Source organism: Falsiruegeria sp. JB4-1, assembly GCF_055693495.1.
The window spans coordinates 51,418-76,623 of sequence record NZ_JBVFTZ010000002.1; the positions used below are offsets into that span (position 1 = coordinate 51,418).

26 protein-coding genes and 2 pseudogenes are annotated in these 25,206 nt (G+C 55.5%); 18 read left to right on the top strand and 10 right to left on the bottom strand.

From position 1 onward, the window contains the following. The first annotated feature begins 81 nt into the window (after positions 1-81). The 8 genes from ACZ1HE_RS22185 (at position 82) to ACZ1HE_RS22220 (ending at position 7,553) form a co-directional block, all read left to right on the top strand. Complete coding sequence (locus ACZ1HE_RS22185; RefSeq protein WP_472624703.1) at positions 82-876, top strand: helix-turn-helix transcriptional regulator; 795 nt, start codon at positions 82-84, stop codon at positions 874-876. Between the two features lie 244 nt (positions 877-1,120). Then, a complete protein-coding gene (locus ACZ1HE_RS22190) occupies positions 1,121-2,398 on the top strand; it encodes a flavin-containing monooxygenase (RefSeq protein ID WP_472624705.1) in 1,278 nt (425 codons plus the stop codon). 18 nt (positions 2,399-2,416) lie between these two features. After that, positions 2,417-2,833, top strand: coding sequence for a RidA family protein (locus tag ACZ1HE_RS22195; RefSeq protein ID WP_472619128.1), 417 nt, complete (start codon positions 2,417-2,419; stop codon positions 2,831-2,833). Between the two features lie 89 nt (positions 2,834-2,922). Next, complete coding sequence (locus ACZ1HE_RS22200) at positions 2,923-3,597, top strand: DUF1028 domain-containing protein (protein ID WP_472624707.1); 675 nt, start codon at positions 2,923-2,925, stop codon at positions 3,595-3,597. Positions 3,598-3,613: 16 nt separating this feature from the next. After that, positions 3,614-5,110: an aldehyde dehydrogenase gene (locus ACZ1HE_RS22205; RefSeq protein WP_472624709.1), complete on the top strand. Its 1,497-nt coding sequence runs from the start codon at positions 3,614-3,616 to the stop codon at positions 5,108-5,110. Between the two features lie 24 nt (positions 5,111-5,134). After that, positions 5,135-6,073, top strand: a complete 939-nt coding sequence (locus ACZ1HE_RS22210; protein WP_472624711.1) for a LysR family transcriptional regulator — start codon at positions 5,135-5,137, stop codon at positions 6,071-6,073. 31 nt (positions 6,074-6,104) lie between these two features. Next, positions 6,105-7,253 (top strand): acetylornithine deacetylase, encoded by a 1,149-nt coding sequence (argE, locus tag ACZ1HE_RS22215; protein WP_472624713.1) that lies wholly within the window; start codon positions 6,105-6,107, stop codon positions 7,251-7,253. A gap of 6 nt (positions 7,254-7,259) precedes the next feature. Further along, complete coding sequence (locus tag ACZ1HE_RS22220) at positions 7,260-7,553, top strand: CBU_0592 family membrane protein (protein WP_472624715.1); 294 nt, start codon at positions 7,260-7,262, stop codon at positions 7,551-7,553. Here the strand turns inward: ACZ1HE_RS22220 and ACZ1HE_RS22225 are convergent. The 5 genes from ACZ1HE_RS22225 to ACZ1HE_RS22245 all read right to left on the bottom strand — a co-directional run bounded on the left by ACZ1HE_RS22225 (position 7,535) and on the right by ACZ1HE_RS22245 (position 11,975). Next, entirely contained in the window at positions 7,535-7,897 is a 363-nt protein-coding gene (locus tag ACZ1HE_RS22225) for a cupin domain-containing protein (protein WP_472624717.1), read from the bottom strand. The genes ACZ1HE_RS22220 and ACZ1HE_RS22225 overlap by 19 nt on opposite strands. Positions 7,898-8,065: 168 nt before the next feature. Continuing rightward, positions 8,066-9,103 (bottom strand): extracellular solute-binding protein, encoded by a 1,038-nt coding sequence (locus ACZ1HE_RS22230; protein ID WP_472624719.1) that lies wholly within the window; start codon positions 9,101-9,103, stop codon positions 8,066-8,068. Positions 9,104-9,124: 21 nt separating this feature from the next. Further along, positions 9,125-9,934 (bottom strand): ABC transporter permease, encoded by an 810-nt coding sequence (locus ACZ1HE_RS22235; RefSeq protein WP_472624721.1) that lies wholly within the window; start codon positions 9,932-9,934, stop codon positions 9,125-9,127. 2 nt (positions 9,935-9,936) lie between these two features. Continuing rightward, on the bottom strand, positions 9,937-10,866 hold the full coding sequence (locus tag ACZ1HE_RS22240; protein ID WP_472624723.1) for an ABC transporter permease: 930 nt from the start codon (positions 10,864-10,866) through the stop codon (positions 9,937-9,939). Further along, positions 10,866-11,975, bottom strand: a complete 1,110-nt coding sequence (locus ACZ1HE_RS22245; RefSeq protein WP_472624725.1) for an ABC transporter ATP-binding protein — start codon at positions 11,973-11,975, stop codon at positions 10,866-10,868. The genes ACZ1HE_RS22240 and ACZ1HE_RS22245 overlap by 1 nt, the downstream gene beginning before the upstream one ends. 130 nt (positions 11,976-12,105) lie before the next feature. Here ACZ1HE_RS22245 and ACZ1HE_RS22250 point away from each other — a divergent pair. From ACZ1HE_RS22250 to ACZ1HE_RS22265, 4 genes and pseudogenes are all read left to right on the top strand, one after another. Further along, positions 12,106-12,564 (top strand): annotated as a pseudogene (locus ACZ1HE_RS22250) (IS5 family transposase); the annotation flags it as partial. Between the two features lie 326 nt (positions 12,565-12,890). Next, a complete protein-coding gene (locus tag ACZ1HE_RS22255; protein ID WP_472624727.1) occupies positions 12,891-13,244 on the top strand; it encodes a TolB-like translocation protein in 354 nt (117 codons plus the stop codon). A gap of 28 nt (positions 13,245-13,272) precedes the next feature. Continuing rightward, positions 13,273-14,562, top strand: a complete 1,290-nt coding sequence (locus tag ACZ1HE_RS22260; protein ID WP_472624729.1) for a TolB family protein — start codon at positions 13,273-13,275, stop codon at positions 14,560-14,562. Between the two features lie 56 nt (positions 14,563-14,618). Next, positions 14,619-15,056: a hypothetical protein gene (locus ACZ1HE_RS22265; protein ID WP_472624731.1), complete on the top strand. Its 438-nt coding sequence runs from the start codon at positions 14,619-14,621 to the stop codon at positions 15,054-15,056. 160 nt (positions 15,057-15,216) lie between these two features. Here ACZ1HE_RS22265 and ACZ1HE_RS22270 read toward each other — a convergent pair whose 3' ends face one another. From ACZ1HE_RS22270 to pobA, 5 genes are all read right to left on the bottom strand, one after another. After that, positions 15,217-16,059: a 3-oxoadipate:acetyl-CoA acetyltransferase gene (locus ACZ1HE_RS22270; protein WP_472624733.1), complete on the bottom strand. Its 843-nt coding sequence runs from the start codon at positions 16,057-16,059 to the stop codon at positions 15,217-15,219. A 65-nt stretch (positions 16,060-16,124) separates the two neighbouring features. Further along, positions 16,125-16,745, bottom strand: coding sequence for a protocatechuate 3,4-dioxygenase subunit alpha (gene pcaG, locus ACZ1HE_RS22275; protein WP_472624735.1), 621 nt, complete (start codon positions 16,743-16,745; stop codon positions 16,125-16,127). Further along, positions 16,745-17,473: a protocatechuate 3,4-dioxygenase subunit beta gene (gene pcaH, locus ACZ1HE_RS22280; RefSeq protein WP_472624737.1), complete on the bottom strand. Its 729-nt coding sequence runs from the start codon at positions 17,471-17,473 to the stop codon at positions 16,745-16,747. The genes pcaG and pcaH overlap by 1 nt, the downstream gene beginning before the upstream one ends. Before the next feature lie 46 nt (positions 17,474-17,519). Continuing rightward, entirely contained in the window at positions 17,520-17,897 is a 378-nt protein-coding gene (pcaC, locus tag ACZ1HE_RS22285) for a 4-carboxymuconolactone decarboxylase (protein ID WP_472624739.1), read from the bottom strand. Positions 17,898-17,960: 63 nt separating this feature from the next. Beyond that, positions 17,961-19,130, bottom strand: a complete 1,170-nt coding sequence (gene pobA, locus ACZ1HE_RS22290) for a 4-hydroxybenzoate 3-monooxygenase (RefSeq protein ID WP_472624741.1) — start codon at positions 19,128-19,130, stop codon at positions 17,961-17,963. A 350-nt stretch (positions 19,131-19,480) separates the two neighbouring features. Here pobA and ACZ1HE_RS22295 point away from each other — a divergent pair, with 350 nt between their 5' ends. The 6 genes and pseudogenes from ACZ1HE_RS22295 (at position 19,481) to ACZ1HE_RS22320 (ending at position 25,171) form a co-directional block, all read left to right on the top strand. Continuing rightward, positions 19,481-19,933, top strand: coding sequence for an Lrp/AsnC family transcriptional regulator (locus tag ACZ1HE_RS22295; protein WP_472624743.1), 453 nt, complete (start codon positions 19,481-19,483; stop codon positions 19,931-19,933). A gap of 285 nt (positions 19,934-20,218) precedes the next feature. After that, positions 20,219-21,229 carry a TRAP transporter substrate-binding protein DctP gene (gene dctP, locus ACZ1HE_RS22300; protein ID WP_472624745.1) on the top strand — a complete coding sequence of 337 codons (1,011 nt, stop codon included), beginning with the start codon at positions 20,219-20,221 and terminating at the stop codon, positions 21,227-21,229. A 7-nt stretch (positions 21,230-21,236) separates the two neighbouring features. Then, positions 21,237-21,779: a TRAP transporter small permease gene (locus ACZ1HE_RS22305; protein ID WP_472624747.1), complete on the top strand. Its 543-nt coding sequence runs from the start codon at positions 21,237-21,239 to the stop codon at positions 21,777-21,779. Next, a complete protein-coding gene (locus ACZ1HE_RS22310; protein WP_472624749.1) occupies positions 21,779-23,071 on the top strand; it encodes a TRAP transporter large permease in 1,293 nt (430 codons plus the stop codon). The genes ACZ1HE_RS22305 and ACZ1HE_RS22310 overlap by 1 nt, the downstream gene beginning before the upstream one ends. A 17-nt stretch (positions 23,072-23,088) precedes the next feature. Continuing rightward, entirely contained in the window at positions 23,089-23,493 is a 405-nt protein-coding gene (locus ACZ1HE_RS22315; RefSeq protein WP_472624751.1) for an OsmC family protein, read from the top strand. A gap of 240 nt (positions 23,494-23,733) precedes the next feature. Next, positions 23,734-25,171, top strand: a pseudogene (locus tag ACZ1HE_RS22320) (aminotransferase class V-fold PLP-dependent enzyme). Positions 25,172-25,206 lie beyond the last annotated feature (35 nt).

Here is a 25,206-nt window from a genome sequence, read left to right on the forward strand (position 1 = left end):
CTGTTGCATACCACCAATTTCAAGTCATTATCCTATGTAGGTACGTTTAGGGGGTATATACCCCCAAGGAGGTATGCAGCTTTGTCCCCCGATATGGCACCAGACAAACTGGGGCAGGTGATCCTGTCTGTCGGCACCAAACAGTTCGGCGCGGCTTTGCAAGATTGGCTCGATGCGGTTTGCGTGTTCGATAACATCGGCATCGTCGCGTTCTTTCAGGACCGCCCCCCGCGGGTGTACTTTACTCACGCGCGCACCAGTCGCGTGTTTGACCGGATCGATAGTCAATATGTCGGCGGTGCCTATCTGCTGGACCCGTTTTTTGGCCTACACCAAAGTCAGGCCGCTGCGGGCCTGTATCGTCTGTCGGATGTGGCCCCCGATCAATTCCAGCGCAACGAGTATTTCAAATCTTACTACCGCAACACCACGCTGACGGATGAGCTGGCTTTCTTTTGCTCGCCCGCGCCGGGGGTGTCGATCACGGTTTGCATCGGGCGGGATGAAACCACGGGCAGCCGGTTTTCTGTCAAGGACCGCGAGATTGCGAAAGGGATTGCTCCAGTTGTGAATGCACTTGTCTGCCGAAACTGGGGCGATCTGAGGTCCGAGGAAAACATCGCCCCACAGGATGTGGCAGGTGATCTGCGTCAACGCCTTGAAACAGACAAGGGGATCGCGCTCAGCGGGCGGCAATCCGAGGTGGCGCTCTTGGTGCTCAAGGGACACTCTTCAATCTCGATCGGGCTGACGCTGGGGATCAGTCCACAGACAGTCAAAGTGATCCGAAAACAGCTGTACAAAAAGTGCCAGATCTCGTCCCAAGGTGAGTTGTATTACCTGATTGCCCCTTATTTATCAGGGCAAACCGACTGATGCCCAAGAGATTAGTCACAGCCTAACTAAGGGTAAGTTAGAGAGTTATTTCGCCCAATTTCAACTTGTGGAACCTTTACGTCGAAACGCGCAAATCGTGCTGAAACGGAACGGATGATCCTTGGCTCGTCTCCTCTTTGCCCTTTGGCAATGACGACCCATCCCGTGATTCAGATCAACACACCGGCGCGGGAATTTTCGACCTTTCGGAGCAATCCGGAAGATCCTTGAAGGGAACCGACACATGACAATTGAAAAAACGGACACATTGGTTGTTGGCGGCGGTCAGGCCGGGATCGCGCTCAGCGAACACTTGGGAAACAACGGTGTGCCGCATGTGATTTTGGAAAAGAACCGAACGGCCGAAGCTTGGCGGACCGGCCGCTGGGATGCTCTGGTCGCCAATGGCCCGGCCTGGCATGATCGCTTTCCCAGCCTGTTGTTCAAAGGCGATGACCCGGATGCCTTTGTGTCCAAAAATCGCGTCGCCGAATATTTGGTGGAATACGCCCAGATGGTGAAGGCTCCCATCCGCGAAGGCGTCGAAGCCCTGAGCGCCGAGCGTCTGCCGGGCGAGGGGGGCTTTCGGGTCCAGACCACCGCCGGAGAGATCCACACCAAGCGCATTGTGGCCGCCACTGGCGCGTTCCAGCATCCGGTCATACCGCCCATCGTTCCGGAAACTCCCGGCGTCGAGCAGGTGCATTCCTTCTACTACAAGAATCCCGATCAACTGGCAGACGGTGCCGTGATGGTTGTGGGCGCGGGCTCGTCTGGTGCTCAGATCGCGGATGAGTTGAACCGCGCGGGCCGCAAGGTGTTCCTGTCGGTTGGTCCACACGATCGCCCGCCGCGCCGCTACCGTGGGCGGGATTTTGTTTGGTGGTTGGGCGTTCTGGGCCTGTGGGACGTGGCGGCGATGAAGCCGGGCACGGAACACGTGACCATCTCGGTTTCCGGGGCCTATGGCGGTCATACGATGGATTTCCGCCGTCTGGGCAACGAAGGTGTCACTCTGGTTGGCATGACCAAAGGGTTTGAGGATGGCGTTTTGTCCTTTGCCGACGATTTGCAGCGCAATGTGGCCGCAGGTGACGCGAATTATCTAGAAATGCTCGATCTGGCGGACGCCTATGTCGAACGCACGGGACTCGACCTGCCCGAAGAACCCGAGGCGCGCCAGGCTTTTGCCGATCCCGATTGCCTGGCCAACCCGCTGGACTCGATTGATTTCGCCAAAGAGGGCATCACCACGATCATCTGGGCCACCGGCTTCCGTCAGGACTTCAGCTGGATCAAGGCCAACGCCTTTGACGAGCGCGGTGCGCCGATCCATCAGCGTGGCGTGTCGGCTGAGCCGGACATCTATTTCCTGGGCCTGCCGTGGCAATCGCGCCGGGGATCGACCTTCCTTTGGGGTGTGTGGCACGACGCGAAATACATCGCTGACCAGATCGCGATCCAGCGTGCCTATGCAGAATACGATGGCCAAGCCGCCATCATCGCCCCCGCAGCAGAATAATCAGACGGAATCCCAGACATGTCTCACACGCGCATCCGCAAGTTCAACACGTCGGACACGTACCCCGAGCAGAACCTGGACAACGACCTGTGTCAGGCCGTTGTCATCCAGGGCGGCAAGACCGTTTATCTGCGGGGTCAGTGCCCGCAGAACCTGGACGATGCGGTCAACATCGACAGCCATGACCCTGTCGAGCAGACCCACAAGGTGATGCAGAATATCCGCCAACTGATTGAAGAGTGCGGCGGCGACATGAGCCATCTGGTCAAGGTCGTCGTCTACATCACCGACGTGCGCCACCGCGAGGCGGTGTACCGGACCATGGGCGAATACATCAAAGGCGTGCACCCGGTGTCCACGGGTCTGGTGGTGCAGGCCCTGGCGCGCCCTGATTGGCTGGTCGAGATCGACGGAACTGCAGTGATTCCCGATTGATCGGCACGGCCGATCACTTGGGCCGGGCGTCGCGCTCCTCTCCCCTTTGTCGGGGTCCGGCCCAAGACTTCCCTTGATAGGAGATATTCATGACCTTTTCTCTGGTGGCGCGCTGCGCGGATACGGGCATGTTTGGCATTGCAATCTCGTCTTCGTCTCCGGCGGTTGCGGCACGCTGTGCGTTTGCGCGCGCCGGGGTCGGAGCAGTTGCCTCACAGAATGTGACTGACCCGGCGCTTGGCCCATTGGCCTTGGACCTGATGGAGGGCGGCGCTACTGCGGCCGAGGCCATCGCGAGCGTTCAGCAGCAGGGCCGGTTCATCGAATACCGCCAGGTGCTTGCCGTCGACAAGGCGGGCAACACGGCAATCCATTCGGGGCCGAATTCTCTGGGCATCTGGACGCAGGCGCGGGGGCGCGACGTGGCTTCGGGCGGCAACCTTTTGGCCAATGACGGCATCTGCCAGGCCATCGTCGACGGGTTCGAAGGCACCACGGGTCATCTGGGCGACAGGTTGATTGCAGCCATGCGCGCAGGCCTGGCTGCGGGCGGCGAGGCAGGTCCGATCCATTCGGCGGGGATGAAGATCGTGGACCAGGTCAGCTGGCCGGTCGCGGATCTGCGCTGTGACTGGACCGAGGACTGCCCCATCGAGAACATTGCGACGGCCTGGGACATCTACAAACCGCAACTCGACGCCTACATCCAACGCGCCTTGGACCCACGCGAAGCGCCCTCCTACGGCGTCCCAGGCGACGATTGAGGACAAGGAACAAGCGATGCTGGACTACACGCACGATGATTGGAAAACCCGCGCCGCAGGCCTGAACATCAAAGGTCAGGCTTTCATTGATGGTAAATTTGTCGACGCGGTGTCGGGCAAGACCTTTGACAGTATTAACCCTGCTAACGGCGCCATCCTCGCCCAGGTGGCCGAAGGTGACGAGGCCGACATCAACCGGGCCGTTGCTGCCGGTCGGGCAGCGTTCGAAGACGGTCGCTGGTCGCGCATGGCGCCGGGCGATCGTAAGGCGGTGCTGCTCAAACTGGCCGACCTGATCCGTGCCAATCTGGAAGAGATGGCGCTGCTCGACAGTCTCGACATGGGCAAGCTGGTGACGGATGCGGCCACAGTCGACGCGCCCGGTTCGGCCCATTTCTTTCAATGGTATGCCGAAGCCATCGACAAGGTCTATGACGAGGTTGCCCCCACTGGTCCCGGCGACTTGGCCCTGGTCTCTCGCGTACCGCTCGGCGTTGTGGGCGCTGTGACGCCCTGGAACTTCCCGCTGGACATGGCGACGTGGAAGGGGGCTGCGGCGCTCGCGGCCGGTAATTCTGTCGTGCTGAAGCCCGCGGAGCAATCGCCCTTGTCGGCCTTGCGATTGGCTGAACTCGCGGCAGAGGCGGGTGTGCCGGACGGGGTGTTCAACGTGGTGCCGGGCTTTGGCGTCACGGCAGGCAAGGCGCTTGGTCTGCACATGGATGTCGATTGTCTGGCCTTCACCGGCTCGACTGCGATTGGCAAGATGTTCATGCAGTATTCCGGCCAGTCCAACCTGAAACAGGTCTGGCCCGAAACCGGCGGCAAAAGTCCCAACTTGGTTTTTGCCGACTGCGAGGATCTGGACACCGCCGCCGACATGGCCGCCTTTGGCATCTTCTTCAATCAGGGAGAGGTCTGCTCGGCCAACTCGCGACTTTATGTCGAACGCTCGATCAAGGAAGCGTTCGTCGAAAAGCTGATCGCGCGGGCCGAGGCGATGCAGCCAGGCGATCCGCTTGATCCGACCTCGAAAATGGGCGCGATTGTTGACGAGAAGCAGACCCAAGGCATCATGCGCTTTGTCGAAGAGGGCAAGACAACCGCCAACCTTGTGACCGGCGGTGAGCGCGTGACTGTGGACGGCAAAGGGTGCTTTGTGCAGCCCACGATCTTTGACGACGTAGCCCACGACAACCCTCTGGCCCGCGACGAAATCTTTGGTCCGGTCCTATCAGTCATCCCGTTTGATACCGAGGATGAGGCCGTCGCAATGGCCAACGATTCAATCTATGGGCTTGCAGCCTCGGTCTGGACCGACAACCTGAGCCGCGCGTGTCGGGTGTCAGACAAGCTAATGGTGGGCACGGTTTCGGTGAACACGGTTGACGCCCTATCGGCACAGACCCCGTTCGGTGGCATGAAACAATCCGGCTTTGGTCGGGATTTGTCATTGCACTCGCTTGAAAAGTACACTGCTCTGAAAACCACTTGGATCAAGTACAAGGCTTGATCCGGAGCAAGCGGAGATGCGCCAGTGCCTTTCAGATATACTTTGCGCCAGTTGGAGTATTTCGTGGCGGTCGGACGGGCCGGCAGCATCGCGGCCGCTAGCAACAAGCTGAACGTGTCGTCACCGTCGATTTCGGCGGCGATCACGCAGCTTGAGGTCGAATTTGGCATCAACCTGTTTGTTCGTGAACATGCACGTGGCCTGGCATTGACAAACGCGGGCCACAAATTTCTGGAACGGACCGAGTTTGTGCTGCGCGAGGCCGAACTGCTGAGCACCCTGGCGGGGGAAATTACCGGTAAGGTGCAGGGTGTGCTGTCTGTGGGCTGTCTGGTGACCTTTGCTCAGATCGTGCTGCCGGGCCTGCGGCGCGAGTTCATCGACACCTATCCCAATGTCCGTTTTGAACAGCGTGAGCTGAACCAGGCCGAGATATTCAGCCAACTCAGGCGCGCCGAGCTGGACATCGCGCTGACCTATGATCTGGACATCCCCGCCGATCTGGAGTTCCAGCCCCTACACGTGTTGCCGCCTTATGTGGTTCTGGGCGAGGGGCACCCGTTGGCGGATCGGGCTGAGTTGACGATCGCAGAGCTGCGCGATTTCCCTATGGTGCTGTTGGATCTGCCGTTCAGCGGCGAATATTTCCTGTCGTTCTTCCGTGACGAAAACATCAAGCCGATCATCGAAGAACGCACCGCTGATATGTCCGTGATGCGGTCGATGGTGGCCAACGGGTTTGGCTTTTCGATCGCCAATATCCGCCCCCTGAACAGCCTGTCGCCCGACGGCAAAAAGCTGATCTTTGTGCCCCTGGCGGGCGAGGTCCGACCGATGCGCCTGGGTCTTTTGCAGGCACAGGCCGAGAATGAGACCAATACACTGAAGGCCTTTGTCGATCATTGCACGCAGGCGGTCCAATCTGGGGCTTTGCCGGGGCTTTATGCGATGGATGACGAATAACAACCCGATAGCTAAAGAAGTTTCTGAACGCATGACATCTACCTTGGACATTCTGGACCGTCTGATCAGCTTTGATACGGTCAGCCGGAACTCGAACCTGGAGCTTGCCCGCTACGCCGAGGCCTTCCTGACCGAGCGGGGTTTTGTGGTTCATCGCATTGATGATCCGGACGGGCAAAAGACCGGGCTCTATGCCGAGAAAGGGCCATCCGGGGATGGGGTGCTTTTGTCTGCACATACCGATGTCGTGCCGGTCGACGGGCAAGACTGGAGCAAGGACCCGTTCCGCCTGACCCGCGAAGACGATCGGCTTTATGGGCGGGGTACAACGGATATGAAGGGTTATGTCGCCTCGATCCTGTCGCTGGCGGATCGGGCAGCAAAGGCTGATTTGCGCGAACCTCTGAAAATCGCGTTGTCCTATGACGAAGAGGTCGGCTGTGTCGGTATCCAGCGGATGCTGGATCGGCTTGCACCGATGTTGGGCCAGCCGCGCGCCTGTTTCGTGGGCGAGCCTACGGACATGCAGGTCGCCGTGGGGCACAAAGGCAAGGCGGCGTTGCGGGCGATCTGTCATGGTCAAGCCGGGCATTCGGCGCTGGCGCCCAAATTCGTCAACGCGCTGTATCTGGCCACCGATTTTGTCGGAGAACTGCGCGCGTTGCAGAACGAATATGCCATGCATGGTAGTCGTGATCTGGCCTATTCCGTGCCTTACACCACCTTTCACGTGGGCGTTCTATCGGGTGGCACTGCGTTGAACATCGTGCCGGACCGGGCCGAGATGACGTTTGAATACCGCCACCTGGCCGCAGACCGGGGGGCAGATATTCTGGCGCAGATCGAGACCGCAGCAGAGCGTGTTGGCGCCTCTCACCGCGCGCAGTTTGACGGTGCGCGGGTCGAGGTCGAGCAATACAACGCCTATCCCGGTCTGGACACGCCCCAAACGGATGCCGTGATCGGCTACGCCCAGAAACTGGCGCAAAGCAACGAGACGACCAAAGTTGCCTTTGGCACCGAGGCTGGCTTCTTTAGCGAGCTTGGCATTCCCACTGTCGTCTGCGGTCCCGGCTCGATGGAGGGGCAGGGGCACAAGCCGGATGAGTATCTGGAGATGAGCCAGCTCAATGCCTGCGATGCGATGATGGATCGCATCCTTGACGATCTGCGCGCGTAATCTGCGATGGAACTGCTGCAGGAGTTCTCGCTGGTTGACGGGATCGGGCTGGTTGGATCGGTGATCATCGTGGTGGCGTACTACCTGGCCACCCGAAACATTCTGCCCGCCGACAAGATCGCCTTTAACGCCTGCAACATCGTGGGCGGGACTTTTCATGATCTCTTTGATCTATCGACCCAATCTTGGCGCCATCGTGATCGAGGTCATGTTCCTGCTGATCGCGGTTTTGGCAATCTTGCGCAATCTGCGGGGCGCGACCTAGGCCGCGCCCAACCGGGTCATTCCGCAATCATATAAAACTTGCGCAGGGTCTGGGTGATCTCCCAGACGCAGGGCGTGCCTTTGGGTATGAAGAACGTGTCGCCCGCGACGAATTCCTGCGCTGTGCCGTCCGAGCCGGTCAGGGTCAGCGCGCCCGAAATCACGGTCATCATCTCGTCCACCGGATAGGCCTTGATCTCTTCCCGGCAAGGCGCGCATTCCCATACACCGACTGAGATTTTCTGATCCCGGCTTTCGAAAAAGCTGCTGATGGTTTCGGACTTATCATCGGTGGTGAAATCGCTGTCTGCCACGAGGTTAGACGGCACAAAGCCGTTATCGGGATGGCCGTTGGCCAGCAGACGGATGGGTTGGGTCATAATGCCCTCCTTTGGTGGGTTGGCGGTATGGGCGGGACGGGTGAAAGTACAGCCCGATCTTCGGCGCAGTTTAGCATTTTTTCGACGATCATAGCCAATGGCGGGCCATGGACGTGACAACTCCGGGCGGTCAGCCCGCCCGGAGTTCAAACCACACAACCAAGGTGCTTACTTCTTCACGTTGGTCCAGATCTGGTCATAGACCGCCTGCACCTCTTCCGAGCAAACCTCGATAAAGACGCCCGGGCCGACCTTGTCGTGGGGGTTCTTTTCGGGCTGAGTGGCCAGTTCGGGGTCCAGGAATTCTTCGACCCCATTCACACCCGCATTGTAGCGCGCATAGTTGGTGACAGCTGCGATGTTTTCAGGCTCCAGCAGGAAGTCCATAAACTTCAACGCGCTGTCGCGGTTGGGGGCGTCTTTGAGCAGAACGACGTTGTCCATCCACGCGATATAGCCCTGGGTCGGATAGGCGTATTCAACATTTGCACCTTCTTCTCGCGCCTTGGCTGAGAACCCGTCATAGATCTGGCCGACAGCTGCGTCGCCCGACACCAGAACCTCTTTGGCGGTGTCCGAGTTGAACGAGGCCCAATGCGCCTTGGCTTCGATCAGCATCGCGTTCAGCGCCTTGAGCTGCTCGCGGTCGCTGGAACATTGGGGAATGCCCATGTGCAGCGCGGCCATCGCCATCACTTCGCCCTGACTGTCCAGCATGTTGATACGACCCTGAAGTTCGGCTGGCGGGTTGAACAGGATGTCGGTGGTTTGAATATCGCCAGAATACACATCGCGGTTCACGGCAAAACTGGTGGAGCCCCACTGATAGGGGATCGAATGTTTGCGGCCCGGGTCAAAGCTGGGGTCGGCCCAATCGGGGGCAATGTTACCTTTGTTCTTCAGCTCGCCATCGGCGATGGTGTCCAGCATCCCTTCGCCTGCCATGATCGAAACCATGTAGTCGCCGGGAACGGACACGTCATAGGTGCCGATCCCGCCCGCTTTCAGCGAGGCCAGCATCGCTTCGTTGGAATCAAACGTGTCCATAGTCACATTGATGCCGGTCTCGGCTGTAAACTTCTCCAGCAATTCTTGCGGGATGTATTCGAACCAGTGGTAAACGACGAGGTTGCCCTCGGCAGCGGCAGCATTGGCCCCAATGATCAGAGCCATGGCAGCGGCGCTGTTCTTCATGAAGGTTTTCATCTCTCTCTCCATCTGTTGGTTTTACTTGGTGTTGTCTTTTTTGCTGACGAAATAACTGATCGTGACCATCACCACCGACACGCCCAACAACATGGTCGAGATTGCCATAATATTGGGTTTGATCCCCTGTTTGACCGAACCAAAGATCGCTGTGGGCAAGGTTTCAACACCTGCTCCTTTGACAAAATTGGTGATGATGAAATCGTCCAGGCTGACGATAAACGCCAATAGAAAACCTGAGATGATACCAGGCATCATCAGTGGCAGCAGGATCTTGGTGAAAGCCTGGCGCTTGGTGGCATACAGGTCCTGTGCGGCCTGCTCATAGCTGTCCTCAATCCCCTGCATCCGGGCCGAGATCGGCAGGTAGGCAAACGGAATGCAAAAGGCGATATGGGCCAGCAGGATGGTCAAAAGCCCACGTTCGAACCCGATCGAGTTGAAAAAGATCAGCGTGGCGACGGCCAGAACAATCTCGGGCACCATGAGCGGCAGGCTGATCAGGCCAAAAGACAAGGTGCGAAAGCGGAACTTACCGCCGCGCACCATGCCTGTTGCGGCAAGTGTGGCGATTGCAGTTGCTGTGGTCGCGGCGATGATCGCGATGACAAAGCTGTTTTTGGCCGCCTCTTTGAACTTGGCGCTTTCTGGTCCGGTAAAGACATCCGCATACCAACGCAGCGAGAGCCCTTCCCAGTTCGTGAGAGATTGCGAGGCATTGAAGCTGTAAATTGTGACTACGACCAGCGGGGCGTAAAGGACAATGAGACACAGCAGGGTGATGGCCTTGAAGCCAGGATAGGATTTTATGTCAAAGTTTGTCGTCGCCATGATCAACCTCCCGCTTTTTCGGCTTTGGCCTGTTGCCGGGCAAAGATCATCAGGATGATCAGAACCATTGTCAGCAGGATCATCGACGCCGCTGCGCCAAACGGCCAGTTTCCGGCATTGCCCTTGAACTGTTCCTCGATCAGCGAGCCGATCATGAAGTTCTTGGCGCCGCCCAACAGGTCAGGGGCCAGAAACGATCCCATTGAGGGCACAAACACCAGGATACAGCCAGCAATAACGCCCGGTTTGACAGCAGGAAGCAGGATACGCCGCAGGGTGGTCCATTTGCTGGCATAAAGGTCGGCTGCAGCCTCGGACAGGTTGAAATTGTAGCGTTCAACCGCGGCATAGATCGGCAGCACCATGAAGGGCAGGTAGGAATAGAACAGGCCCACTTGCACAGCAAAGTTTGTGTTGACGATATGCAGTGGGCTGTCGATCAGGCCGATGCCCTGCAGGAAGTCATTCAGCGGACCTTGGTCCCGTAGCAAGAATTTCATCGACACGGTGCGGATCAACAGGTTCACCCAATAGGGGATGGTGATCAGGAACACCCAAATCGGACGCATATTTTCAGATCGCGTTGCGATGAAATAGGCCGTTGGAAACCCGATCACGAGGCTCAGCAGTGTTGCCGCGCCAGCCTGCCAGATCGAACGCCAGAAGATGGCGATATAGGTCCATTCGATCTTGGGCGGATCATCTCCAAACAGGCCACGATCAAAAAAGAACTGATCATAGGCGGCGAGGCTGAAGTCCCAGATCACGCCTCCCCGGAACTCTTTCGTCAGGAAAGAGTAGACAAGCATCATCAGAACCGGGGCCAGAACCAGAATGGACAGGGTTACCCAGGCGGGCAGCAACAGCCATGTACGCGTCTCTTTATAGGTGTCGGTTGTTGCGCTGCCGCCGCTTGCTGCACCGGCTGCCATCAGTCGGCCAGGAGGCGCGCGGCCCCCTGCTCCATGTTAACGAACATCTCGGTGCCCGGCTCAAAGATGCGCTTGTTGCCCCGATCCGAGTTTGAGGTGCGCACCACGAAATCTGGACCTTCATCAAGTTGCACGATTGTGGTGATGTCGGTGCCGACAAAGATGTTGTCCGTGACCCGGCCATGCAGCCCTTCGGACGCGGTCGGTTCGGCCGACATGTACAGACGTTCGGGCCGGATCGACATGTGAACCTTGGAACCCACACCGATGCCCTCGACCGCGTTGCACGTCAGTTCATGCCCGCCGCCCAGATGACAGGTGGCACGACCCTCTGCGATGCCATCAACGGACACTTCAAGCAGGTTGGTTTCACCAATGAAATCGGCCACGAACATATTGTGTGGACGTTCATAGATATCGGTGGGCGATCCCAGTTGCTGCATCTCGCCCGCCGACATGACAGCGATGCGATCGGACATGGTCAGGGCCTCTTCCTGATCATGCGTCACAAAGATAAAGGTGATCCCGGTTTCGCGCTGCAAGTGCTTAAGCTCAAGCTGCATCGCCTTGCGCAGTTTCAGATCCAACGCCGACAGGGGTTCATCCAACAGAAGAACTTTAGGTTGTGGCGCCAGCGCACGCGCCAGCGCCACACGTTGTTGCTGCCCACCTGAGAGCTGTGATGGTTTGCGAGCAGCAAATTGCGACAGTTGAACCAGCTCGAGCATCTCACCCGCCTTGGTGCGTGCGTTCGCCTTGGATGCGCCGCGCATCTCAAGCCCGAAGGCGACGTTGTCCAGAACGGTCATATGCGGGAACAGCGCATAGTTCTGGAACACGGTGTTCACCGGGCGTTTGTTCGGCGGCAGGTTTTCGATCTCGTCGCCGTAAAGGAAGATTGCACCTTCGGTGACGTCCTCAAACCCCGCGATCATCCGCAACAAAGTGGTCTTGCCACATCCCGATGGCCCGAGAAGCGTAAAGAACTCATTGTCCATGATTGACAGAGAGATTTTCTTGAGCGCTGTGAAGTCGCCATAGCGCTTCACTGCATCCCGCACGTCAATCGCGATATTTTCCTTGTCAGACAAATGCGCCTCCCTGAGCATCGCGAAATTTCCCAAAGGTATATACGGCGCACAGGTTCCTCTGAATAATTGTGTTCCTCACCTCACCTTAGGCTGATCCTAAGCAATCAGGATTTTGCATTTTGAGTTGGATCTTTACGGGCGACCTGCAGTTGGAAAAGGGGGGCGCCGCAGGCTGATCGGGCGCACCAAGGGTGGCATGAACACGAAACTGCACGCCGCTACTGACAGTCTGGGACGCCCGATCCGCTTCTTCATATCCGCTGGGCAGGTGAGCGATTACACGGGCGCCAGGGCTCTGGTGAACAGTCTGCCACCGGCTGACTGGCTGCTGGGAGATCGAGGTTATGACTTAGATTGGTTCCGCCAAGCCCTTAATGACTGGGGAATAAGGCCCTGTCTCCCAGGTCGAAAGTCACACGACAAGCCTGTCCGATGCGACAAGCGCCACTACAAACGACGCAACCGCATTGAGATCATATTCGGACGCCTGAAGGATTGGCGGCGCGTCGCCACCCGACATGACAGATGCCCAACGGTATTCTTCTCGGCCATCGCTCTCGCTGCTACAGTCCCATTCTGGCTGCAAATCAATGCGTCTGGAGCCTAGCACTGTGGCCATAGCCGATAACCAAAAAAGATGGATTCGATCAAAGCGATTGGCGAAGCCGCAATGAGCGGAAAGAAGCGTGCCAGGGCTGAGAATCCTCAACCACCTTGAAATCGAAACCGGCACCGGTCAGCCTAAGGGGTACGAAAGTTCACTTGGGAATTTTCGACTACAGCATTTTTCACAGTCGACAGATTCCAACGAGCCTATTTGCCTCGCATTTTGAACTTATGTTTCATTTTTAACCATTGGACTGTCTCATGCCCTCATTTTCACATTTATCATTCGTTGTCTTATCCTTCCCCACCTTCCTGTTCGCTGACGACTTGTCCCGGGTTAGCGTCGATGTCGATGGCGTCCAAGCCGATCAACTCAACATCAATGCTGAACTCAGTGCAGATGGTCGACTTGCCGTATTTTCTTCCCGCGCCGCCAACCTCGTGCCTGACGACACCAACGACGCTGAGGACGTTTTCGTAAAAGACCGCCTGACAGGAGAAGTCTTTCGTGTTTCCGTTGCCTCTGACGGAACCGAAGGTAACGGCGACAGTTCGGGGGGAATGGGCTCGGTCCTCGTGGTGGGCGGCATGTTTATCAATCGCCCTGATATCACGCCCGACGGGCGCTTTGTGGTATTTGCGTCAGAGGCCAGCAACCTCGTCGTCGAGCGACACAAATGACAGCCGTGACATCTTTGTTCATGACAGGGTGACAGGCATTACTGAACGTGTCAGCGTCGCCTCTGACGGGGCAGAAGCGAATGGAAACGCAAACCCGATCGTATCGATCAGCGACGACGGCAACCTCGTCGCTTTTGCGTCAGTTGCCAGTCACGATGGCAGTGACACGCAGGACGACGATCAGATCTACTTGCATGACCGTGCTGCCGGTACAACCACCCGCATCACCTTTCCCGATCCAGATGATTTGGTGCAGGACAGCGCATACCCCGATGTCAGCGGCGATGGCAGTCGTGTGGTCTTTGCCAGCGCAGGCCGAGGATTGACGGATGATGATCCGGAATTTGTCGGAGTCTACCTTTATGATGTGCTGAGCGCTGATATCACGCTGCTATCGACCCAGACTGACGGTACAGCAGCGGACCGTACCAGCAGCTACCCTCGCATCTCCCGCAACGGCGAGTTTGTGACCTATTACAGCTTCTCGGACGAAATCGTGGATGACGATGACAATACTCTGGTTGACCTCTTTCGGCACGAGATCGCAACTGGTGAAAACATTCGCATCAGCGAGGCGGTTGATGGCACTCAAGCTGACGATGAAAGCTATTTTGCCGCCATCGGGCCAACAGGTAACCGCGTTGTGATGATCAGCCGCGCAAGCAACCTGCTTGATGCGCCGATCGTCAACGAACAGCGGACGCAAGTCTATTTGCGCGACCTCGCAGCAGGCACGATGACCCTCGTCTCTCATGGGCTTGGCGGTGAACCGGCCGACTTCTCCTCAGTTGGTCCCGCGATTTCCGGTGATGGGGCTGTTGTTGCGTTTACCACCCGCGCAGCGAACCTCGTCAACAACGACACCAATCGCACCAGTGATGTCTTCGCCACAGGAAACTTCTCGCCAGAACCCGAGTTACAGCGGTTCGAATACGCGGCCAAGGTGGTCTGCGGTGTCAGCCGCCCGGACGATGCGCCTCGAATGGCGCCAGGCTTCTACGCCACGTCAATCAATATCCACAATCCGGACGTTGCCGACGTTTCGTTCTTCAAAAAGCTGGCGCGTGCGATCCCCCCGGCGGTCAAGTGCCCGGCGGCATCTTTCCCATTGGGACTGATACGTTGGCTTATGACGAAGCACTTAACAGTGATTGTGTCGATCTGCGCACTCGGCTCTTTCCCGCTTCTGACCCGTCTGATTTCTTTGAAGGATTCCTTGTGGTGCAAAGCCCGGAAGCCCTTGACGTTACCGCCGTCTATTCGACCGCCGGGGTGGATCGTAGTGGGCAAGTCACAGGACACAGTTCCATCGATGTAGAGGTGATCCCTGCCCGAGATCGTGCCGAAGGCTGTGATGTAGAGCTAACAAAAGAAGTGAGTGAACCACTGCCCCCTTACGAGTTCGGAGGCCTCCAGATCCGAGGTTTGCGCTACGATATCAGTATTTCACATACATGCGATTTCAGCCTGACAGATGTAGAGATCGTTGATGTCATAGAAACGGAGATAGCCGAAGACGCGTTGCTTGCTGTTCCAATTATTCCGCTGATTGAGCCCGTGATTGTCGAGCCAGGTGGGACCTTTGAACTTGTCGATCATCAGGTGATGCCGGATAGCACAACCGAGGCGACCATGCGGGCAGAGATCGACGACATTGCACCCGGGGAAGACGGACTTCTGGCTTATTGGGTCGTTGGTGTGAAATACGGCGATTACTATGGTGGAGTAGTGCGCAACACTGCAACGGTTTCCAGTGCTGCGTTCGAATTGAGTTTTGAAAATAACACTGCAAGCACCGAAACTCCATTCTGAGCACATTCTTAGATCGGGGTTAGCGGAAACCTGCAGCATTGGTGCCCATTTTGGGTGCACTCTGGGCGTGCGTAAACCGCTCTACATGTTGCAACTCCAGGGGCTAAGGCGCCGAGCCAAACCTGGAGAGTTGTGTCCGCTTTGGACTGTCAGGTCGAGGTTATTGCTGCGCGTGAGGCATCGGTACTTGTAAGGTTTCCCGAGCCTGCTGCCAGGTTGCTACCGGGCGATTGTGATTATGGCAGATTTCTACGGCGCGCTTGACCAGGGCGGCGTTGGACGGTGCCAGTGTGGATTTGTCGAGCCGAACATTGTCTTCAAGGCCGGTTCTGGTGTGCCCCCCGGCGGCGATTGCCCACTCGTTGACGATGATCTGGTTCGGGCCAATTCCAGCCGCACACCATTGTGCATTGGGTGCTCGTGACTTCATAATTTCAACATAAAAGTCGAACACTGCTTTATCAGCGGGCATTGCGTTTTTGACACCCATGACAAATTGAACATAGAGGTTCCCAAACAGCTGCCCCTGCTCATGCAAGTGAATCGCCCGCAGGATGTGACTCAGGTCGAAGGCTTCGATCTCGGGAGTGACGTGATACTGGCGCATCTCACTGGCCAGCCAGTCAATCAACTGCGGCGGGTTTTCATAAACACGGGTTGGAAAGTTGTTTGACCCAACCGACAAAGAGGCCATCTCTGGCCTTAGTGGCAACATGCCACCGCGTTCTTGTCCAGCACCCGACCGACCGCCAGTCGAAAACTGAATGATCATTCCCGGGCAGTGTTTCTTGAGACCTTCCATCAATTGTGCAAACCGATCGGGATCGCTTGTTGGCGTTCCATCGTTGTTGCGGACATGACAATGCGCAATCGAGGCACCGGCTTCAAAGGCTTCGTGGGTGCTTTCAATCTGCTCATCAACCGAAATGGGAACGGCAGGATTGTCCTTCTTCGTCGGTACAGAGCCGGTTATGGCGACGCAAATGATGCAAGGCTTGGTCATGATGAATGTCCTTCCACTGTGTCAGTCAACCCGGAGGTATTGGCAGTACAGCTTGATCTAACAGGTCAGATGTCAAAGAATACGGTCTCGTTCTCGCCCTGAAGGCGAATATCAAAGCGATAGACGACTTGCCCGTCGCGTTCGGACCGCCGCGCGATGAGAGTTTGGCGGCGGTTTTCCCATTCAACCAAGTTTATCACGGGATCCGCAGCATTGGCCTCGGCCTCATCATCGAAATAGAGTCGTGTGTTAAGGCCGATGTTGATGCCGCGTGCGACGATCCAAAGGTTGATATGTGGCGCCATCATTGATCCTGAGCGCCCTGGAACGGAGCCTGGCTTGACGGTATCGAACCCCCATTCCCCCGTCTCAAAATCAGTGATCACGCGGCCCCAGCCACGAAACCCTTCTTCAACTTCTCCGGCATGTTCCGGATGGGCATAGATCCCCGCAGCATTGGCCTGCCAAGCTTCGAGCAACACATCCTTGACGGGGCTACCAGTACCATCGATGACCATCCCTTCGACGCGGATACGCTCACCTGTGGCGTTGGGCCCGGCAATATCCCACCCAAGTTCTTGTTTGTAGATATCAAAGCCTGCCGCTCCCGGTGCCAAGCCGATGTGAACGTAGGGACCGGCCGTTTGTGAAGGGGTTTCTTTCAGGTATTCCAGTTCCTGAGGCATCAGTTCCCCTCCAAACGGTTTTCGAACAAGGTTGAACGACGGCCCCGTAGAACGATGTCAAATTTATATGCGATCGTATCGAGTGGGATCGTCGAGTTGAGATCAAGCGGAGCGATCAGGCGTTCGATGGCGGCAGGGTCGGGTATGGTGTTTACGATGGGGCATTTGGGGATCAGCGGGTCGCCCTCAAAATAACACTGAGTAATCAGGCGCTGCGCAAAGCCGGTGCCGAAAACCGATATGTGGATGTGGGCGGGCCGCCAGTTGTTGACCCAGTTGCGCCAAGGATAAGCACCTGGCTTGACGGTACGAAAATAGTAGTATCCGTTCTCGTCGGTGATCGTGCGCCCACAGCCGCCAAAATTCGGATCGATCGGGGCCAGATAGGTATCTTTCTTGTGACGGTATCGCCCACCTGCATTCGCCTGCCAGATTTCGACCAGAGTGTTAGGAACAGGACGTGCATTTTCGTCCATAACCCGACCATGCAGGATGATACGCTCGCCGATGGGACTTTCCCCAGATTGCGCGTAGTTGGACAAAAGGTCTTTGTCGATTGGATCGATATCGTCGTGACCGAATACCGGACCCGTGATTTCGCTAATTGAGTTCTGCAGGCTGATCAATGCAAGCTTTGGCGACCGTGCAACGGATGTCTTGTAGTCATGCGAATAGGCCGGTGGCTGCCATTCGCGATCTCTCTGGTAAAATTCGCCAGGATTGCTCATTTTGGCTTCCTCCGTTCAGATGTCAGGGTTTTGCGCGTTTCCCGGATCATTCGTTTTCCATTTCACTGTACGTCTGCTTGGCAAGTTTCAGCGCGTGATTGGCCCGTGGAACGCCCGCATATATGGCGACGTGCTGAAAAGCTTCTAGAACATCCTGCTTGCTGGCCCCGGTGTTTAAGGTGGCGCGAATGTGCATCGGGATTTCTTCGAAATTTCCAAGCGCGGCCAGCAGAGCCAGCGTTAACATTGACCGTTCTCGGTCTGATATTCCGTCCGAGGCCCAGACGGTGCCCCAGGCCCCTTCGGTGATCAATGTCTGAAACGGTTTGTCAAATGCAGTTTGCGCCGCTTCTGCACGATCCACGTGGGTGTCGCCCAGGACCGATCGACGTACCTTCAATCCTTCTTTGTAGCGGTCAGTCATTCAACCTCTCCTTGATGAATGTGCCGATCAAGGCAACGATAGGATTCAGTTCTGCAGTTTGCATCAATATGGCAGTCCGACATAATTCTGGGCAAAAACTGATTGTGCCTCGCGATTGTCCCTAAGGAAGTTTACATCCGCCTGCTGCATTTTCAGGTCGAACTCGTTTTGTTTGGGGAACCGATGCAAAAGATTGGTGGTGGCCCAGCTGAACCGTTCGGCTTTCCAGATCCGGGCCAGTGCCTTTTCGGAATACCGGTCAATTCCATCACTGTCGCCGTTCTCGTAGAATTGTACCAACCCATTATAGAGATAGTGGATATCACTGGCAGCGGTGTTCAACCCCTTCGCACCGGTTGGCGGTACGATATGCGCAGCGTCCCCGCACAGAAACAGCCGCCCCCATCGCATCGGCTCCGTCACAAAAGACCGTAGCGGGGCGATGGATTTTTCAATCGATGGTCCAGTGACAAGCTTTTCTGCAAATGCTTGGGGAATTCTGCGCTTCAGCTCTTGCCAGAATGCATCATCGGTCCAATCGTCGGGTGAATCCGACAAGGAGCATTGGATATAGTATCGGCTCAAGTTGTCGTTACGCATCGAACATAGGGCGAAGCCTCGGTCCGAGCCCGAATAGATCAATTCGTGGTTAACCGGGGGCGTCTCGGAAAGAATGCCTAGCCAGCCAAAGGGGTAGAGCTTCTCGTATTCCTTGCGGACGGTGAGCGGGATAGTCTGGCGGCTTACACCATGAAATCCGTCGCAGCCAGCAATGTAATCACATTCGATCCGGTGCTCGGTGCCATCTACCGAAAAGGTGACACTTGGCGCATCGCCGTCGGCGCCAAGAATTGTGACATCTTCAGTATTGAAGATGATCTTTCCATCCATGACTTCACGGGCTTCGTAAAGATCTCTGGTGACTTCGGTCTGCCCATAGACCACCACATGGCTGCCAGTGAGTTCCTTGAAGTTAATGCCAAATTGCGTTTCGCCATACGAAATGATCGTCCCATCATGGACAAAGCACTCCTTGTCCATTCGCGCAGAGACACCGGCCTCGCGCATCAAATCGACAAATCCTGTCTCAAGAATGCCGGCCCGAATGCGACCAAGCACATAGTCTTTGGTCTTACGTTCCAACACCACAGTATCGATGCCCTTGCGGTGAAGAAGTTGGCTCAGCAACAAACCCGAAGGGCCACCACCAACGATTAGAACCTGAGTACGCATCCGTCCCTCCGTCGAATGTGTTGGGCACATATTGATTGCCCGAAAACGAGAAGTAAAATGAGAAAACTGCCACGATCGTTTTCAAAGCTTATTATCGTATGATCGACCGTGGCATCAAATTCTGGCACATCCAATGCTTCCTCAAGGTATTCATAGAGTGAAGCCTCAAGATTGCGGCAAGAAAGCTCTTCCTAGCTTTACTGGCAATTTGCGAAACAAGGTTGGCTTGGAACGCGTCAATGCAGTGCGTGCGTTACCAATACAGATTGTCATAGGTGCCGGGCTTTGGCGCTGGAGCGAGTACGGATTCCCCGCTAGATTGAAGTCAGACACACGGAGACTAGCGACCAGTGGACGAAAAAGACCAGAAAATCATCGCAGAACTACAAAAAAACAGCTCATTGTCGCAGCGCGAGTTGGCTGACAAGGTTCACCTTTCTCAGAACGCCTGCTGGCGAAGGTTGCAAAAGCTAAACGAAACCGGAGTAATTGTTGGCTCAACTGTGCGCCTGAATCGGGAAAAGCTGGGGCTGGGCTTGGTTGTTTTCATGATGGTCAAAACGCGCCATCATTCTGCTGATTGGTTGGAGTCGTTTCGGAAGGCGGTTTTAAAAATTCCCGATGTCATCGACTTCTTCCGGATCGGAGGTGAATACGACTACATGATCAAGGTTATCACAGAGGATATGAACTCCTACGATTTAGTGTACCAGCGTTTGATCACTGCGGTGGAGCTTGATTCCGTGACATCCTATTTTTCTATGGAAGCTATCGCAGAGCAAAGGCCGCTCAAAATTTCCTGATAGGCCAAGTCAGGACACAGTTTGTTTGGTGCTGACCGGTTCAAGCCAGGGCAAGTCAAACCATCTCTCTGACTGCTGACTTTGTGTGACATTGAATCGCGTACTTGGCCATGGGTTGAGAAAGCCGTGGGAGTACATGATAGCGAAAGTCAAAAAGTATGGCGGCTTTCATCTAAGAACTATTACTGTGCGTGGTCGTAGCCATCTCCTTTTGCAAAACTGGTTGCCATTTTGGTGAATTTCTCTGTGACGGCGTCTATAGTCTCCTCATAAGGAGGACTTGATATGAACAGATTATTTCACGCGATCGCGGCAAGTATTGTGGGTTTTAGTGCAGGTGTTTCATCAGCCACTGCAGATGAATGGCGATTTAACAATTTTCTCCCGGAGACCCGTCCGGAAACAGCGGAGTTGGAGCAGTTCGTCAAGGATGTGAACGCAGCACTTCCAGATGGCTCTGAGATCAAAATCTACAGCGGTGGTTCGCTAGGCCTGCCCAATACCGACACCCTTCGTTTCCTGCCAAAAGGGGCTGTGGAGATGAGCTTGATGTGGGCGAATTATTTAGGTCGCGACGCACCGGCTCTGAGCTCTGTGGTTGTTCAGGGCACTATCGGATCTATCGAAGAATTCGAGAAGGCAATCCCGACCGTTCGCGAAATTTACGAAGAAGAATTCTCGGAATGGGGAGTGTCTTCGGTCGGATATGTTGCAATCCCGATGTTGTCAGTTTCGGTTTTCTGCCGGGACGAGCCGGTGCGAACAATTGAAGATCTCAAGTCCAAGAAACTAAGGGTTTGGGCACGTGACCAGGTCGAAACGTTCACACGTCTTGGAGTCGCCGCACAAATCATCCCACAAGAAGAAATGTACGTTGCACTAAAAACAGGTGTTGTGGACTGCGCGCTGTATCCTGCTCTTTATGCTCATACTGTATCTTTGCAGGAAGTCGCAAAGCACGCCTCTTTCCTCTATCCGATGGCTTCCGGCCCATATGTAATCGGAGTTTCGTCTGAGAAATGGGAGGCTACTGACGATGCAGTCAAGGCAGCCATAACTTCGGCCGCCAGCGATTTGTGGGACCGCACCAATCAATATGATGATGATTTCGAGCGCGAATTGGCTGCGCGCGAAAAACTGACCGGAGATGGTGTAACTTGGGCCGATGACTTTTCTAAGGAAGATCGTGATTTGTTCGTGTCCTCGGTGACAGAGACGTGGAAGATGCTCGCAGAAGAAGCCGGTGGCAATGCTCCGGGCTATCGAGAGCGAGTTTTGACCGCACTGGGCCGCTGAGCAAAAGATGTCACGGACTGTTAAGCACTACTTCGCGCAAGGGCTGGATCGCCTGGCCCTTGCCTGTGCGGGGGCCTCTGCTCTGTGCATGGTCGCTATTGTCGGTATCATTCTCACGAGCGTCCTTATGCGTAAGTTTGCAAATACCCCCTTACATATCACGGAAGAAGTTGTCGGCCTCCTGCTTAGCGTATCGTTGTTTTTGGGACTGCCGATGGTGACGCTTCGGGCCAAACATGTCCGTGTATCTTTGCTGGCCGACTTCGTGAAAGGTCGACTGCACGTGGTCATGCAAATCGCGGCGCTGCTCGTTGGAACGGCCTTTTTCTTATGGCTGATTGTAGAAACAATCCCCTGGTTTGAGTTTGCATTCAAACGCAATCTCAAGACCGAAACATCCAGGATACTGCTGTATCCATGGATGGCTGTCATGCCAATCTCGCTTTCGCTTACCCTTTGCATATTTGTTGCGCGGCTGATTGGTATTATCGACCGCGCGGACGATGCCGAACTCGAAGCCGATCGCAGCTTTACCGGCGAGGCGTCTTGATGTCATTTTGGCTTACTCTTATTGGCGGCATCATCGCGACCGCGGGCACAGGTGTGGCTCTTGGTGCTGCGTTGGGGCTCACTGGCCTTTTGATCCTGCATTTCTTCTCCAACGGGGCAACGTCGCTGGCTGTCGATGCGATCTGGAGCGTATTCAACTCGTTCACTCTAAGCGCCGTTCCGATGTTTATCTTGCTTGGGGAAGTTCTCTTGCGGAGCGGTATCAGCGAAAAAGCATACTCGGCCTTTTCACCTCTATTCCGAAAAATTCCAGGGGGTTTGCTACACACAAACATCGCGGTTTGTACGCTTTTTGGGGCGGTCAGCGGGTCCAGCCTGTCGACTGCGGCGGCTGTGGGGTCTGTTGCATATCCTGAAATGACGAAACGTGGATACGACAAGGACACCGTTGTAGGCAGTTTGGCCGGAGGCGGCACACTGGGTCTTTTGATCCCGCCCAGCTTGTCGTTTTTGATCTATGGAGCGCTGACAGAAACCTCGATTGGCCGGTTGTTTGCTGCTGGAATAGTTCCCGGCATTCTGGTCGGCGCGATGTTTATGGCCTATTTGCTGGTCAAGAGCAGCCGCAATCCTTCTATCGCCCCGCGCGATGACACCCCGGTTACGCTGTGGCAAGCTCTTGCTGGCTTCAAGCAGATTTGGCCGCTTCTGGCACTGATCATTGCAGTAATAGGTAGTATTGTCGGGGGCCTTGCCACACCGACCGAGGCTGCAGGTGTTGGTGTTGTTCTGGCAGTGATCATCTCGTCAATCTGGGGTGACCTGACCTGGAAAAAGCTTGTCGAGGCGGTGTACCAGTCAGTTCTATTGTTTGCATCCGTTGGTTTTCTGGTGCTGGGAGCGACAATCCTGGCAAAATCGACCAGCATTCTGGGTATTCCGCAACAGATCCTTTCCGTTGTCGCGGATAGTGGCATGGGCACCTACAGCGTATTGTTGATCGTGGTGTTGATCTATCTTGTGCTGGGTTGCTTCTTTGACGGCCTTTCCTTGATGATCATGACCTTACCGGTGGTTTTCCCGCTTTTAACTGGTTTGGGGTTCGATCCAATCTGGATTGGTGTGATCATCACCATAGTAATTGAAATTGGCCAGGTGACGCCGCCTGTTGGATTGAATTTATCGGTCCTCACGGCCCTTACCAACAACGAAGTAAGCCTGGGGCGCGTTGCGGTTGCCACAATCCCTTACTGGCTGATCCACCTTTTTGCGATCTTGGTCCTGACCATGTTCCCGGTTCTGGCCCTTTTTCTGCCCAACCTTCTGTTCTGAACAAGGAGCCCGCATTCATGGTGTTGAAAGTGAAGCCCAAGAGTTTTGGACCGGTTTTCGTGTCATTCAATGGTGAGGCTGACTTGCTTTACGCTTATGGTGACCCGTCTGATATCAGCCCCCACCCGCCTGCGGGATCACCGGTTGATACAATGATTGCCTCCTTAGGCTCGTGTATTGTGCGTTCGGTGGAATGGGTCGCAGGTCAGCACAAGGCACAGCTTAATCCATTTCAGGTTAAGATCGTGGGAACCAAGTCACCGGAACTTCCGGGACGGGTGGACAAAGCCGAAATCACCATCATCGGCAAATTGGTTGACGATGAGGTCCTTGCGCAGAACATCCTGAAACAGGCTAAGACGATTTGTACAGTTTCCAACTCGTTGAACACCCAAGTTGAAATCAACGTTCAGTCGTCCTGATCGCCCTGCCGGTGCGTCTAACCTGAAACGTCCCATGGAAATGCACCTATTCCCTTTGAGGGCGACCTTCTCTCGCCGAACTCGACTGGTGAAGCGATCGAAACCATCAAGGGCTGTGGTAATGACCCAAGAAATTCTACTTTTTGAGGTGAACTTCATCGTATGAAGCTAAGAGCGTAGAAACTTTGGGTCACATTTTTGCCTCAACGCAAATAAATTAACCACAAAGGAGTTTTCTACATGTCTCTCGATGCTTTTCGCACCACTCTAAAATCTGATGACTTGGTACGAGGCCTGCGCGAAGGTGTAATTGGCGATGGTGTTTCCATCCCCGGCCTCTTCGGTGATGTCTCTCTGGTTTATGCGGACTATGTAGCCTCTGGTCGCGCACTGACCCAGGTCGAAGATTACATTCGCGACTCTGTCCTGCCGTTTTATGCAAACAGTCACACAGAGGCTTCGTTTTGCGGGTCATTCATGACGCGTTTGCGGGCGGATGCACGTGCAGAGATTTCGCGCCTGACCAACGCCGCCGGATGCAGTGTCGTTTTTACTGGCTCTGGAGCCACCGTCAGCCTGAACCGTTTGGTGTCTCTGTTTGGCGTTAACGAGGCAAGAAAAGCGGTGGTTTTTGTCGGCCCCTATGAACATCATTCCAACCTGTTGCCGTGGCGTGAATCCAATGCAGAGGTTGTGGAAATTCCTGAGGCGACCAAAGGGGGGCCTGATTTGGCTGTGCTGGAAGCGGCTCTGAACGAGCACGCAGATGCAGATGTCAAGATCGGCAGCTTCTCGGCCGCTTCAAATGTCACGGGTATTATCACCCCATCAGAAGACATCACTCGTTTGCTCAAGGCTCACAACGCGCGTTCAGTCTGGGACTATGCGGGTGGTGGCCCCTATTTGCCGATTGATATGAACCCGGCTGTCGATTGCCAGAAAGACGCGGTTGTTGTTTCCCCGCACAAATTTCCTGGCGGACCAGGCGGCAGCGGCGTTCTGATTGTTCGCGATGATGCAGTTTGCCGGGACACCCCTTCCTGGCCAGGCGGTGGCACAGTGACCTTTGTCTCTCCGTGGGATCATAGCTACACCTCAGATATTGCTGCACGCGAAGAGGCCGGTACTCCCAATGTCGTGGGTGACATCCGTGCTGCGCTTGCGTTCATTGTCAAAGATGAAATCGGTCAGGCATTCATTTCGGCCCGCGAGGCGGAAATGAATAAGATGGCGTTAGAGGGCTGGTCCGGCAATCCCCAACTGACTCTGCTTGGCACGGACCATCCGCATCGATTGCCGATCTTTTCGTTTCGTGTGACTCGTGCCGACGGTTCGCGTTTTCATCATCAACTGTTCACCCGCATGCTCAGCGATGTTTATGGTATCCAGACCCGAGGTGGCTGCGCCTGTGCGGGTTCTTATGCACACCGGTTGCTGGGTATTGATCAGGTCGAATCCGAGCAGTTGTTTGCTGACCTTCGAGCTAAGCAAGGAGATGCTGAAACCGGGTTGGGTCCGTCTGAATTTCAGCTATCTTATGGATGACAACAAAGTCCGCTATATCATCGATTGCGTGAATGAGCTGACCACCCGCCTGGACGAGCTGGAAGCCCACTACAAGTCGGATCCGGCAACCGCGCGCTTCACGATCAAGTCCGACGATCTCGAGGTTGCCTGACGTGACCTGATGATTGACTCTCAACAACCTTGGCA